The following is a 13,227-nucleotide window of genomic DNA, read 5'->3' on the forward strand; positions in this document are numbered from 1 at the left end:
CCTCAATTTTTTCTTGTTTTTGTTGAGTATCCCGCCCAGAATTATTTTTCAATCGCGTGGGATGTATCTGTTCATGTCCCCGCCTCTCAAAGTCCGTAGGAGGGAATCATGAAATTTTCAAAAGCAGTCAGCTTGGCGGTACTCGCTGGCGCCGTGGCTACGTTGGCGGGTTGCGCCTATCGTTCGCCCATCCCTCTCGCAGAGAACTTTGAACTGACGGTTCAACCCAAGGTGCGCTCCGCAGGCCATTGGGAACTGCTTTCCAACGACGTCGTGGCGCAGACGCTGAGCACGCTCGACAAGGCGGGCACAGCCCCCGGCACCGCGCTGTACGTGGCCCAGCCGCCCAACCCCAGCCCGTTTGACCTGGCGTTCCGCGAGTTCCTGATCACCCGCTTTGTGCAAAGCGGCGCGCCCGTCCTGCAGGACCCTGGCCAGACGCTCACCGTCACCTACAACACCCAGCTCGTGCGCCACAACAGCGCCCGTCCTCACTTCATTCCCGGTCAGTTCACGATGATCGCGGCCGGCCTGATGGCCGCCTATGGCCTGCGCCACGAGCACATCGACACGCAGCTGCTGGCCACGCTGGGCTTTACCGGCCTGGCAGATTACGGCTCCAGCATCAACTCCGGCGGCCCGACCAACACCGAGCTGATCCTGACCACCACCGTCACGCGCGGTGGCCAGTATGTGGCCCGCAAGACCGACGTCTACTACCTGGAAAACGCGGACACGCCGCTGTTCCTGCGTCCGTCTTACTACAAGTACGTCAACATGAAGGTGGTCTCGCAATGAAATCCGCTGCACTTCTGACCGCACTGGCCGCAGCAGCTCTGCTGGCTGGTTGCGCCAACAATGGCACGACCGTCCGCAACGAGCCGACCTACCAGGAAGCCTCGAACAACCAATTCCTGAACAGCAGCCGCGACGCTGTGTCCAAGCTGACCGCAGGGTTTGACCTCACCGCCACCGGCACAGGTCCCGTCCTTGTGGCCACGGTGGTCAACGTGAACGACCTGAGCCGCTCTGCGCCTCTGGGCCGCACCCTGTCCGAGCAATATGCCTCGCACATGGCGGCTACCGGCTTCGATGTGAAGGAAGTCAAGTTGCGCGGCGACGTGTTCGTGCGCGAAGGCGCCGGCGAGCTGCTGCTGTCGCGCGAGATCAAGGACATTGCACGCAATCACAGCGCCTCGCTGGTGCTGGTGGGTACGTACTCGGCTGCAGCCAACTACACCTACGTGAGCCTGAAGCTCGTGCGCACCGAAGACAGCCGCATCATCCGCGGCTATGACTATGCCCTGCCGAACGACCGCGACGTGCAGCGCTTGCTGGCAGTGCAGCGCTAAGCCGCAGCCCGCTGTCCGCTATTCAAAAAGGCCGTTTCGACGGCCTTTTTTATTGCCTGCCCAACAGGGGCCAGCGCACGCATGACAACGTCGCACACAGGCAGCCGCCAGAAAACCGGCAGCTGCCAGCAGCCCCCCACTTAAAATCACGCCCCATGACCTTCACCGACATGCTGCGCGACTCCACGGCGCAGAACAACTCCCTGCTGTGCGTGGGCCTGGACCCGGAGCCCACGCGGTTTCCTGCGGGGATGCAGGGCGATGCGCACAAGATCTACGACTTTTGCGCCGCCATCGTGGACGCCACGGCCGACCTGGTCTGTGCCTTCAAACCCCAGATCGCCTACTTTGCCGCGCACAGCGCCGAAGACCAGCTCGAGCGCCTGATGCAGCACATGCGGGCCAACGCACCACACGTGCCTGTGATCCTGGATGCCAAGCGGGGCGACATCGGCTCCACCGCCGAGCAGTACGCCAAGGAGGCCTTCGAGCGCTACGGCGCCGATGCGGTCACGCTCTCGCCCTTCATGGGCTTTGACTCCATCGAGCCCTACCTGGCCTACCACGGCAAGGGCGCGTTCCTGCTGTGCCGCACCTCCAACCCGGGTGGCGACGACCTGCAGACCCAGCGCCTGGCCAGCGTGGAGGGCCAGCCGCTGATGTACGAACACGTGGCGCGCCTGGCGCAAGGGCCGTGGAACAAGAACGGCCAGCTCGGCCTGGTGGTGGGCGCGACCTACCCGCAAGAGATCGAGCGTGTGCGCGCCATTGCGCCCACGTTGCCGCTGCTGATCCCCGGCGTGGGCGCGCAGGGCGGCGACGCGGCAGCCACCGTGCGTGCCGGGCTGCGGGACGGCGGGCCGATCATCGTGAACTCGTCGCGCTCCATCCTGTACGCCTCCAAGGGCGACGACTTCGCGGACGCAGCGCGCACCGAGGCCCAGCGCACCCGCGCCGTGCTCGAAGCCTCGCGCAGCCGCTGAGGCACCGCAATTGGGGGGCCGACGCATGATGAGCACCCGCCCCACCCACCGGCCGACGCCGCACCGCCATGCAGCTTAAATGGCTTGAGGACTTCATCGTCCTCGCGCAGGAACGCAGCTTCACCCGCGCGGCCGAGCTGCGGCATGTCACCCACCCGGCTTTTGGCCGCCGCATCCGGGCGCTGGAGGCCTGGGCGGGCACGCCGCTGGTCGAGCGCACGGGCGGCCCGGTCACGCTGACGCCAGCCGGGCACAGCTTTCTGGAAACCGCAGGCCAGCTGGCCCGCAACCTCGCCCAGTCGCACGAGGAACTGCAAAGCCTGGCCGGCCGGCAGGCCCGCACGGTGACGCTGGCCACGGGCCGCACGCTGGCGCGCACCGTGGTGGCCGACTGGCTGGTGCGCCTGCAGCCGCTGCTGCAAGGCGGCGAGCTGTGCATCCGCACCCGCGCGCTGGCCGACACGGTGGCGCTGCTGGAGCGCAACGAGGCCGACTTCTCGCTGGTGTACCACCACCCGGCGCTGGCCATCCGGCTCGATGCGCGCCAGTTCCTGCACATGACCGTGGCCTCGGACCGGCTGGTGCCGGTGTCGCGCGCCACGGCGCAGGGCCACGCGATGTACCGATTCGGCCCACCAGGCACCACAGATGCCGTGCCCTACCTCGCCTACGCACCGCAGCTGGCGCTGGGCCGGCTGGTGGAGGACCACCTGGCGCACAACCCGCACGCCCCGCGCCTGCAGCGGGTGGTGGAGTGCGATTCGGCCGACGCGCACTACGAATACGTGCAAAAGGGCTTGGGCGTGGCCTGGCTGCCCTGGTCCATGGTGCATGCCGACTGCAAGGCACGGCGCCTCGCGCCTGCCGGGGATGCGCGGATGGAGGTGCGGTTCGACGTGCGCCTGTACCGGCCCAAGCGCCGCCTGGGGCCGCTGGCCGAGGCACTGTGGAAGGCCCTGTCACAGCGGTGATGCCTCGCTGATGCAGCACAGATGCAGCATCGATGCGGCCTAGTTACCGCTCAGGTACTGCTCAGGTGCGGCGTGAATGCGACACATGCATTTGTGGATTCATCCATCACGCAGGGGTTTTCCCTGCACGCCCGGTACGGATTGGCAATGGTTGGTGCCGTTTCAGCACCAACACAGCAGATCGTATTTTCGACAATGGGTTACGCCGCAGGAAGTTTTACGGCACCACCCGCCCTGGGTGGCCTCGTAATCCTGACCCCGTGGCGGTTTGCAGCAGCCCACAACACCACCGACCCGGACCTCACACCATGCACCACCCGTCTTTGTCCTCCCCCCTGCGCCGCACCGCGCTGCTGTGCACCTTGGCAGCTCTGGCCGCTGCCCCCGCCTGGGCGCAGCAGGACGCTTACCCCTCCAAGCCCATCACCATCGTCGTGGGCTACCCGCCGGGCGGCAGCACCGACCTGACCGCGCGCACCGTGGCGACCGAGCTGGGCAACAAGCTGGGCGTGCCGGTGGTGATCGAGAACATCGGCGGCGCGGGCGGAGCCATTGGCGCGCAGAAGGTCGCCAGCGCGGCGCCGGACGGCTACACGCTGCTGGTGGGCGCCAGCAACGAGATCGCCATCAACAAGCTGGTGACCAAGAAGGTGAAGTACGACGTGAAGGACTTCACCGCCATCGGCCTGATCGCCTCGCAGCCGCTGGTGCTGGTGGCGTCCGCCGGCTCGGGCGTGAAGAACGTGGCCGAGTTCACGCAGAAGGTCTCGAAGAACCCCGGCAAGTTCAGCTACGGCAGCTCGGGCGTGGGCACGTCGCTGCACCTGGCCGGTGAGATGGTCAAGGAGCAGGGCAAGCTGTTCATGACGCACATCCCCTACCGCGGCGTGGCGCCGCTGACCAACGACCTCTTGGGCAACAACCTCGAATTCGGCGTGTTCGTGCTCTCGAGCGGCCTGCCGCACATCAAGAGCGGCAAGGTGATCGCCCTGGGCACGACCGAAGCCAAGCGCTCGCCCACCACACCGGACATCCCGGCCCTGGCCGAGTCGCCCCAGTTCAAGAACGTGGACATCGGCGTGTGGTTCGCGCTGCTGGCGCCCGCCAACCTGCCCAAGCCCGTGTTCGACAAGGTGAAGAAGGCGCTGAACGACAGCCTGCAGTCGCCCGACTTCCGAAAGAAGATGGAAGCTACCGGCTCCACGGTGGCGGCCACCAACGTCAACATCGACCAGTACCTCGCTGCCGAAGTGGCCAAGTACAAGAAGATCGTCGAATTCGCCAAGATCGAAGAATGAATCGCAACGACGACCTCCACCACGGCGCGGTGCCACCGCTCACCTTCGCGCTGCCCGCGCCCGACATCAGCGCCTGGCGCGCCGGCAACACCGGCACCGAAGGCGTGTGGCACTTCGACTCGGGCCAGCCCGGGCGCCACGTGATGATCAGCGCGCTGGTGCACGGCAACGAGCTGTGCGGCGCCTGGGCGATCCAGGGCCTGCTCGAAGCCGGCGTGCGGCCGGAGTCCGGCACGCTCACGCTCGCGTTCTGCAACCTCGAAGCGTTCGACCGGTTCGATGCCAGCAGCCACGATGCCTCGCGCTTTACGGACGAAGACCTCAACCGCCAGTGGCTCGACGAGCGCATCGACGCGGCCGACACCGCGGAACGCCGCCGCGCTGCGGCCTTGCGGCCCTTCGTGGCGCGCGCGGACTGGCTGCTGGACATCCACTCCATGCACGAGCCCTCGGCGCCGCTGCTGCTCACCGGCATCCAGCCGCGCAACCTGGCGCTGGCGCGCGCCATGCGCTCGCCCGAGCACGTCGTGGTCGACGCGGGCCATAAGGACGGTGTGCGCATGCGCGACTACGGCCGCTTCGGCCTGCCGGGCAACGACGGTGAGGGCGCCGGTGAGGGCGAGGCCGCCGACACCCGATCGCTGCTGGTCGAATGCGGCTTTCATGGCGACCCCGCCAGTCGCGCCGTAGCGCAGGACCAGTGCGTGCGCTTTCTGGAGCAGTCCGGCGTGATCAGTCCCGCCGCCCTGGCAGCGCAGCTACCCGGCTGGCGCTTGCCCGATGCGCCCCGCCAGTGGGCGCTGGAAGTGACCGGCCCGGTGGTGGCCACCAGCAGCGCGTTCCGGTTCGTGGCGCCTTACACAGGCCTTGAGGTGTTTGAAAAAGCGGGCACCGTCATCGGCGACAACGACGGCGTGCCGGTGACCACACCGTACGACGACTGCGTGCTGGTGATGCCCTCGGTGCGCCAGGCCCGCGCGGGCGTGACGGTGGTGCGCTTTGCGCGCCGCAAGGCACTGACCTAGCTGTCCCCCCGGCGCCGTCCGTGCGCCTGGGCGCACAGGCGCTCTCGCACACCCCATGGCTGGCGCTTGGCAACGCCTGGCCAGCGCCATCGCCACGCCATGCAGCTTCACACTGCACGGCTGCCAACCCACCCGCACGCGCCCACGCTGCGGGCGACTTCACCCATCCCATGCCCGCTGCATGACCCGCTGTGATGAACAGCCCGGCGTCATGGGGACCACTGTTTTCCACGAATCCAAGGACATCGCCATGAAAGTCTGGTTGTTGATCTGGGCACTGCTGCTGGCCCCCCTGCATGCCGCTGCCCAAGAGGTGTCGAAGGACGAAATCGTCCTCGGCCAGTCGGCGTCCTTCACCGGCAGTTTTGCCAGCCAGGCGGCGGCGTACCGCGACGGCGCGCTGCTGTACTTCAACGAGGTGAATCGCCGCGGCGGCATCCATGGGCGAAAGATCCGCCTGGTGTCGCTCGACGACCAGTACAAGCCCGAGCTGGCGGTGGAGAACACCCTCCAGCTCATCGAGCAGCACGGTGCCTTCGCGCTGACCCACTACACCTGGACGCCGGTGGCCCGCGCGGTGATTCCGGTGGCGACGAAGTACAAAGTGCCCTTCTTTGCGCCGTACACCGGTGCCAGCGACGTGTACCGCTCCAGCAGCCCCATGGTCTTCACCGTGCGCGCGAGCTTTCATGCCGAGCTGGAGGCGATCATCCGGCACGTCACCACCCTGGGTATCCGCAGGATTGCGTTCGTGCGCTACACCAGCAAGACGGGCGACGAGCTGCTCGCCGAGCTGGAGCCCCTGCTGAAAAAATACGGCGCCACCCTGGTGGGCACCGGAAGCATGGCCAACAACTCTGCCCAGCCGAAAGAAGCGATACGGCAGCTAGCGCCCGTCGAGGCCCAGGCCGTGCTGCTGGGCGTGTCCGGCACCGACGCCGTGGCCTTCATCCAAGGCTACGAGGCCGCCACCGGCCGCAAGGCGCAGTACTACGCCCGTAGCCTGGTCGGCGCACGGCAACTGGCGCAGGAGCTGGGCGACCAGGCTTTCGGCATCTCGGTCACCCAGCTGGTGCCCAACCCGTTCAAACAGGTGGTGGAGGTGAGCAAGGAGTACAACCGGCTGCTCAAGAGCAGCGGGGCCGGCGCCCAGCCCGACTACATCTCGCTGGAGGGCTTCATCGCCGCGAAGGTGTTCTGCGAAGCGCTGAAGCGCACCGGCCCGGCACCGACGCGCGCGGGCTTTTTGCAGACGCTGTCGCAGATGAAGGTGGATGTGGGCGGGTTCGAAGTGACCTTCAGCCCCGGCAACCACAACGGCTCCGACTTCGTGGACATGACCATGATCGGGCGCCAGGGCAGGCCGATCAACTGACCGGGGGACGGGGGCAGGTTGCGCCGCCACGACGGCACGACGGCACGCCCAATCCAACATCAAACAATGGGTCAGTGCAATCGGTAGCGGGCTATCTTCTCTGGAGCCTGGGCCCTAGCACCACACAGGCAAGCGCTCCCACGATCAGCGCAATGCCTGCCCACTGCCAGGGCGCCACGCCTTCGCCCAGCAGCAGCATCCCCGCGGTGAGCCCGACCACCGGCACCGCCAGGCTGAACGGCGCTACGCGGTTGGCAGGGTAGCGCTGCAGCAGGTTCGTCCACAGCGCATTGCCCACGGTGTTGGCCGCCCAGCCCAGGTAAGCGACGGCAGCCCAGCCCGACAGCGGCACGCTGGCGAGGGTGTCCCACTGCAGCCAGCGCGCGGCGTCGGGGTCGAACACCGCCGACAGGGCGATGAACGGCACGATGGGTACCACGCTGCTCCAGATCACGAAGGCCAGTGGGTCGTAACCCGGGCTCGCGTTCTGCGCCAGCCGCGCCACGATGTGCGATGCGGCCCACATCGCAGCAGCACACAGCGTCAGCAACAGGCCTGCCAATGTGGTGGCCTGCGCGGCGCTGACTACGGTGCCGTGACCGAGGTGGTTCATCGCAAAACACGCCAGGCCCAGCGCCGCCAGCGCCAATCCCCACAGCAGCGGACGCCCCGGCTTCTCGCGCAGCAGCGCAAATGCGAACAAGGCCGTGAAGAACACCTGGGTCTGCAGCAGCACGCTGGCCAAGCTGGCCGTCATGCCCGTCTTCATCGCAATGAACAAGAACCCGAATTGCCCCACGCCCTGGAATAGACCGAACCACACCACCCAGCGCCAGTGCACGCGCGGCGGCCGGATCGTCAGCAACAGCGGCAGCGCCGCAAACACATAGCGCGCCACACCCAGCTGAAAGGGGCTGAAGCTGCGCAGCCCCCATTTCATGGCCACGAAGTTCACGCCCCACAACACCACCACGACCAGCGCGATGAGCAGGTCTCGCGCCCGCAGCGGCGGCGCCCCCTGCGCCGTGCCGTGCCCCGTCACTGCGCGCTGCGGGCCGCGTCGATGTGGGCCTGCACGCGCTGCGCCAGCGCGATATCGCCGGGGGTCTCGGGGCTCCATTTGTCGATGGTGCGGGGCTGCTCGTCGGAGTCCACCGCTGTGTAGACCGCCACGCAGTGCAGCACCTCGTGCTGCGGCTCGCCGTGAAGGCCGCCGCTGCGCACCTCCACCGCCAGCTGCATGGCCGTGTCCGTGGTCGCCGCCAGGCGGGCATGCACTTCGACCAGGTCTCCGGGCCGGATGGGGTGCATGAACTGCGCGCCGCCGACGAACTCGGTGATGCACGGCCCCTTGGCCCAGGCGCTGGCGCAGGCAAAGCCGGCTTCATCCACCCAGCGCAGCACGGTCCCGCCGGGCACGCGGCCGGCCTGCGGCAGGGTGCTTTGGGACGCCAGGAAACGCAGGGTGATCGATTGCATGCGGGTGCTCCATCAAAACGGTGCAGGGGGTATGAAGCCATTATCACCAGCCACCCGGCGCGCTGCAGGGGGCGCCGCGTCAGTGCAGCCCGCGCGCGAACGTAGGTGCAGCGCCGGTGGTGCGCAGGCCCGGGGCCGGCGCCACAGCTTGACCTGAGTCAACACCCTGCAGGCCGCACTTGCCTACATTGCGTAGCAACCCTGCGGCCCCGGCCTGCCGCGCCGCCCACCGGCGATGGCCGACCACGCCAGAGCCGGTTTTCACCTTGCACGCCCCGGCGTGCCGCCCTGCCATGTCACTGCTTCACCGACTGAACCTGCTCGAAAAATTCCTGATCCTCGGAACCCTCGGGCTGATGATGAGCGCGCTGCCCACGTATGTCTATGTGGCCGACGCACTGCGCGGCATCGGCCACGCCCGGCAGGAGGCCCGCGGCGTGCCGCCTGCGCAGGCCGTCACGCGGCTGGTGCAGGCGGTGCAGGTGCACCGGGGCCTGTCGGCCGGCATGCTGGGCGGCGACGAGTCGCTGGCGGCACGCCGCCCCGCTGCGCGCGAGGCGGTCGAGGCCGCACTGCGCGACGTGACCGAGCGCTTTGCCAGCGCACAGGTGCCCGCGGCCCAGGCTGCGGCCTGGAGGGACGCACAGCAGGCCTGGCGCACGCTGGAGCAGGCGGTGGCCGCGCGCGGCATCGAGCTGGCGCAGAGCACGGCGCAGCACACGCAGCTCATCGGCACGCTGCTGCAGCTGAGCGCGTCGCTGGTGCACGCCTACGGCCTGCAGATCGATCCCGAAGCGCCCACGCATGCGCTCATCCAGTCGTCGCTGATCCAGGCGCCGCTGCTCGGCGAGAAGCTGGGCCTGCTGCGCGCGCAGGGCGCGGGCGCGCTCGGCCGCGGCCAGCTCAGCCCCGAGGCCAAGGGCCAGATGCTGGTGCTGCAGCAGCGCGTGGGCGAACTGCAGGGCGACACCTTCGGCGGGCTGGACCGCGCGCTGCAAGGCGATGCAGAGCTTCGGCAGGCCCTGGGCAGCGGCACGCAGGACATCCAGGCGCAGATCCAGCAATCGCTGCAGCTGGCCGAGCGCGAGGTGATCAACGCGCCCGAACTCAAGATGGCCTCCAAGGACTACTTCGACGCGCTCACCCGCACCATCGATGCGCTCAACACACTCAACACGCAGTCGCTGGCCAGCCTCGCCCAGGCGCTGCAGGACCGCGTGGCGCGGCTGCAGCAAAGCCTGCTGTGGGTGGCGGTGGCGCTGGCGGTGACGCTGTCGGCCACCTGCGCGATGGCCCTGGTGTTCGTGCGCTCGATGACACAGCCCCTGAAGCAGGCCGTGGGCCTGGCGCGCGCGGTGGCCCAGGGCGACCTGGGCGGCGCGCCCATCGCCCACGGCACGAACGAAGTGGGCCAGCTGCTGCAGGCGCTCCTGCAGATGCGCACGCAGCTCACCGGGGTGGTGCGCCAGGTGCGCAGCGGCTCCGAAAGCGTGGCCACGGCCAGCGTGCAGATCGCGCAGGGCAACACCGACCTGTCGGCCCGCACCGAGAGCCAGGCCAGCGCGCTGGAGGAAACCGCGGCGTCCATGGAGCAGCTGAGCTCCACCGTGCGGCAGAACGCCGACAGTGCGCGCCAGGCCAGCCAGCTGGCCGACAGCGCCAGCACCGTGGCCGTGCAGGGCGGCGAAGTGGTGGCCCAGGTGGTGCACACCATGCAGGGCATCAACGCGTCGTCGCAGAAGATCTCGGACATCATCGGCGTGATCGACTCGATCGCGTTCCAGACCAACATCCTGGCACTCAACGCCGCGGTGGAAGCAGCGCGAGCAGGCGAGCAGGGCCGTGGCTTTGCCGTGGTGGCCAGCGAAGTGCGCAGCCTGGCCGGCCGCAGTGCCGGGGCCGCCCGCGAGATCAAGGCCCTCATCAGCGCCAGTGTGGAGCGCGTGGAGCACGGCACCGCCCTGGTGGACCGCGCGGGCAGCACGATGAACGAGGTGGTCCACGCCATCCGCCGCGTGACGGACATCGTGGGCGAGATCAGCACCGCCAGCCACGAACAGTCCCTGGGCGTGGCCCAGGTGGGCGAGGCCGTGACGCAGATGGACCAGGTTACGCAGCAGAACGCCGCGCTGGTCGAAGAAATGGCCGCGGCCGCCGGCAGCCTGCAGCTACAAGCCGAAGACCTGGTACAGGTGGTGTCGGTTTTCAGATTGGGCGACGAAGGCAACGCGCACCTGCCGGCCACCGCGCCTGCATCTCAATTGCTGCAAATTCGATAGCTGCCAGCGCTTCATGGACAGGCGTTAGAGGCCGATTTACCTCAAAATCCGCCCCCTCAACCGCCCGCCACGCCGCGCTCGATGCCTAGCGCGGCCAGCTCCGCATCGCTGAACACCCGCGACCGCGTGTGAAACGCCTTGCCCTCGGGCCCCTCCAGCGAAAAGGTGCCGCCGGTGCCCTCGATCACGTCGATGATGAGCTGCGTGTGCTTCCAGGTCTCGTACTGCGCGCGGCCGATGTAGAACGGGCAGCCGCCGATGTCGCCCAGGTACACATCGCCCGCGCCCATCGTGATCTCACCGGGCAGATAGCAGTTGGCCGCGCTGTTGTCACAGCAGCCGCCCGACTGGTGGAACATCAGGGCAGGCCCGTGCTTGGCTTGCAGAAAGGCCACCAGCTCCAGCGCAGCGGGGGTGGCGATGACTTTGTCGACCATGGGTGTCTCCTGATTCACAAGCATCAATGGCAGTGATCCGGCCCGCTGGAACAGCGGACCGGCAGCAGCGCCTCCAGCGGTTCACAAACCGTTCCTGGCTAGGGATCCTCTGCACGGATCGAGCTGCCAAGTGTGCGCTGCGGATCGGGATGGCGTGCAAGGCGCAAAACGCAGCAATAGCCGTAGCTATTGCGAGTATTTGCAACGCCGCAGGCCGCCCGAGACCGCAGATGCACACGGCGCGATGATTCGAGACGAAGCAACGACGCCAGGGACGGTTTTTGGACCGCCACCCCCCTCAGAAAAAGCCGAGCTTGTTTTCCGAGTAGCTGACCAGCAGGTTCTTGGTTTGCTGATAGTGGTCCAGCATCATCTTGTGCGTCTCGCGCCCGATGCCCGACTCCTTGTAGCCGCCGAACGCCGCGTGCGCCGGGTACGCGTGGTAGCAGTTGGTCCACACGCGCCCGGCCTTGATCGCGCGGCCCATGCGGTAAGCCACGTTGCCGTTGCGGCTCCACACGCCGGCGCCCAGGCCGTAGAGCGTGTCGTTGGCGATCGCCAGGGCTTCGGCCTCGTCCTTGAAGGTGGTCACGGCCAGCACGGGGCCGAAGATTTCCTCCTGGAAGATGCGCATCTTGTTGTGGCCCTTGAACAGCGTGGGCTGCACGTAGTAACCGCCTTCCAGGTCGCCGCCCAGGTGGGCCTGGCCGCCACCGGCCAGCACCTCGGCGCCTTCCTGCTTGCCCAGGTCCAGGTACGACAGGATCTTGGTGAGCTGCTCCTTGCTGGCCTGCGCACCCATCATGCTGTCGGTGTCGAGCGGGTTGGCGTGCTGGATGGCCGCCACGCGTTTGAGCACACGCTCCATGAACTTGTCGTAGATGCTTTCCTGGATCAGCGCACGCGATGGGCAGGTGCAGACCTCGCCCTGGTTGAACGCGAACAGCACCAGGCCTTCGATGGCCTTGTCCAGGAAGGCGTCGTCCTTGTCCATGATGTCGGCGAAGAACACATTGGGGCTCTTGCCGCCCAGCTCCAGCGTGGCGGGGATGAGGTTGTTGGCAGCGGCCTGCGCGATCACGCGGCCGGTGCTGGTGGAGCCGGTGAACGCGATCTTGGCGATGCGCTTGCTGGTGGCCAGCGGCATGCCCGCCTCGCGCCCGTAGCCGTTGACGATGTTGAGCACGCCCGGCGGCAGCAGGTCGGCGATCAGCCCGGCCAGGATCAAAATGGAAATCGGCGTGGACTCCGCGGGCTTGAGCACCACGCAGTTGCCCGCACCAATCGCGGGGGCCAGCTTCCACGCGGCCATCAGGATGGGGAAGTTCCACGGGATGATCTGGCCCACCACGCCCAGCGGCTCCTGGATGTGGTACGCCACGGTGTTCTCGTCGATGTTGCTCAAGGCCCCTTCCTGCGCGCGCACGCAGCCCGCGAAGTAGCGGAAGTGGTCCACGGTGAGCGGGATGTCGGCGTTCAGCGTCTCGCGGATGGCCTTGCCGTTGTCCACGGTTTCGGCATAGGCCAGCAGCTCCAGGTTCTGCTCGATGCGGTCGGCGATTTTCAGCAGGATGTTGCTGCGCGTGGCCGCGTCCGTCTTGCCCCAGGCATCGGCAGCGGCGTGGGCGGCGTCCAGCGCCAGCTCGATGTCTTCGGCGGTGGAGCGCGCGGCCTGGGTGTAGACCTTGCCGTTCACCGGCGAGATCACGTCGAAGTACTGGCCCTTGACCGGGGCCACGAACTGGCCGCCGATGAAGTTGTCGTACCGGGGTTGGTAGGCGATCTTGGCGCCGGCGGCGCCGGGGGCTGCGTAAACGGTCATGTGCGTTGTCTCCAGGGATGTTGTGTGTGGCATCGGCCGGCCGTGCGGGCCGCTCCGATGCACTCCCCTACTCAAGACGCATGCCAGCGCCTGGCACGCGGCGGGCCGTTGATTTCATGGAGATTTTTCTGTCGGAGCACTGTCCGGACCGTCACACCGTGCCCGCCCGCCGTGTTCCGCAACGCCACACCTGTCACGAAATGGAA

12 protein-coding genes are annotated in these 13,227 nt (G+C 67.5%); 8 read left to right on the forward strand and 4 right to left on the reverse strand.

Annotated elements, in window-relative coordinates; translation table 11 throughout:
* The first annotated feature begins 108 nt into the window (after positions 1-108).
* From ASF16_RS19630 to ASF16_RS19660, 7 genes are all read left to right on the forward strand, one after another.
* Positions 109-798, forward strand: a complete 690-nt coding sequence (locus ASF16_RS19630; RefSeq protein WP_056171317.1) for a hypothetical protein — start codon at positions 109-111, stop codon at positions 796-798.
* Positions 795-1,352, forward strand: coding sequence for a FlgO family outer membrane protein (locus tag ASF16_RS19635; protein ID WP_056171319.1), 558 nt, complete (start codon positions 795-797; stop codon positions 1,350-1,352). The genes ASF16_RS19630 and ASF16_RS19635 overlap by 4 nt, the downstream gene beginning before the upstream one ends.
* A 155-nt stretch (positions 1,353-1,507) precedes the next feature.
* Entirely contained in the window at positions 1,508-2,335 is an 828-nt protein-coding gene (pyrF, locus tag ASF16_RS19640; RefSeq protein ID WP_056171321.1) for an orotidine-5'-phosphate decarboxylase, read from the forward strand.
* 68 nt (positions 2,336-2,403) lie between these two features.
* Positions 2,404-3,306 carry a LysR family transcriptional regulator gene (locus ASF16_RS19645; protein ID WP_056171323.1) on the forward strand — a complete coding sequence of 301 codons (903 nt, stop codon included), beginning with the start codon at positions 2,404-2,406 and terminating at the stop codon, positions 3,304-3,306.
* 308 nt (positions 3,307-3,614) lie between these two features.
* Complete coding sequence (locus ASF16_RS19650) at positions 3,615-4,604, forward strand: tripartite tricarboxylate transporter substrate binding protein (protein WP_056171324.1); 990 nt, start codon at positions 3,615-3,617, stop codon at positions 4,602-4,604.
* Entirely contained in the window at positions 4,601-5,629 is a 1,029-nt protein-coding gene (locus ASF16_RS19655) for a succinylglutamate desuccinylase/aspartoacylase family protein (RefSeq protein WP_056171327.1), read from the forward strand. Before ASF16_RS19650 ends, ASF16_RS19655 begins: the two co-directional genes overlap by 4 nt.
* A gap of 250 nt (positions 5,630-5,879) precedes the next feature.
* Positions 5,880-7,004: an ABC transporter substrate-binding protein gene (locus ASF16_RS19660; RefSeq protein WP_162241091.1), complete on the forward strand. Its 1,125-nt coding sequence runs from the start codon at positions 5,880-5,882 to the stop codon at positions 7,002-7,004.
* 91 nt (positions 7,005-7,095) lie between these two features.
* On the opposite strand, the gene ASF16_RS19665 is transcribed toward ASF16_RS19660, so the two are convergent.
* Positions 7,096-8,046, reverse strand: a complete 951-nt coding sequence (locus ASF16_RS19665; protein WP_056171330.1) for an EamA family transporter — start codon at positions 8,044-8,046, stop codon at positions 7,096-7,098.
* Complete coding sequence (locus ASF16_RS19670) at positions 8,043-8,483, reverse strand: acyl-CoA thioesterase (RefSeq protein ID WP_056171332.1); 441 nt, start codon at positions 8,481-8,483, stop codon at positions 8,043-8,045. The genes ASF16_RS19665 and ASF16_RS19670 overlap by 4 nt, the downstream gene beginning before the upstream one ends.
* A gap of 293 nt (positions 8,484-8,776) precedes the next feature.
* On the opposite strand from ASF16_RS19670, the gene ASF16_RS19675 reads away from it, so the two are divergent.
* The gene (locus tag ASF16_RS19675; RefSeq protein ID WP_056171335.1) at positions 8,777-10,762 is read left to right on the forward strand and encodes a methyl-accepting chemotaxis protein; all 1,986 of its coding nucleotides are present in this window, start codon (positions 8,777-8,779) and stop codon (positions 10,760-10,762) included.
* 56 nt (positions 10,763-10,818) lie between these two features.
* Here ASF16_RS19675 and ASF16_RS19680 read toward each other — a convergent pair whose 3' ends face one another.
* Entirely contained in the window at positions 10,819-11,199 is a 381-nt protein-coding gene (locus tag ASF16_RS19680) for a DUF779 domain-containing protein (protein ID WP_056171337.1), read from the reverse strand.
* A 298-nt stretch (positions 11,200-11,497) separates the two neighbouring features.
* Positions 11,498-13,021, reverse strand: coding sequence for an aldehyde dehydrogenase family protein (locus ASF16_RS19685; protein ID WP_056171339.1), 1,524 nt, complete (start codon positions 13,019-13,021; stop codon positions 11,498-11,500).
* Positions 13,022-13,227 lie beyond the last annotated feature (206 nt).

The organism is Acidovorax sp. Leaf78, from assembly GCF_001422735.1.
Taxonomy (GTDB): Bacteria; Pseudomonadota; Gammaproteobacteria; order Burkholderiales; family Burkholderiaceae_C; genus Acidovorax.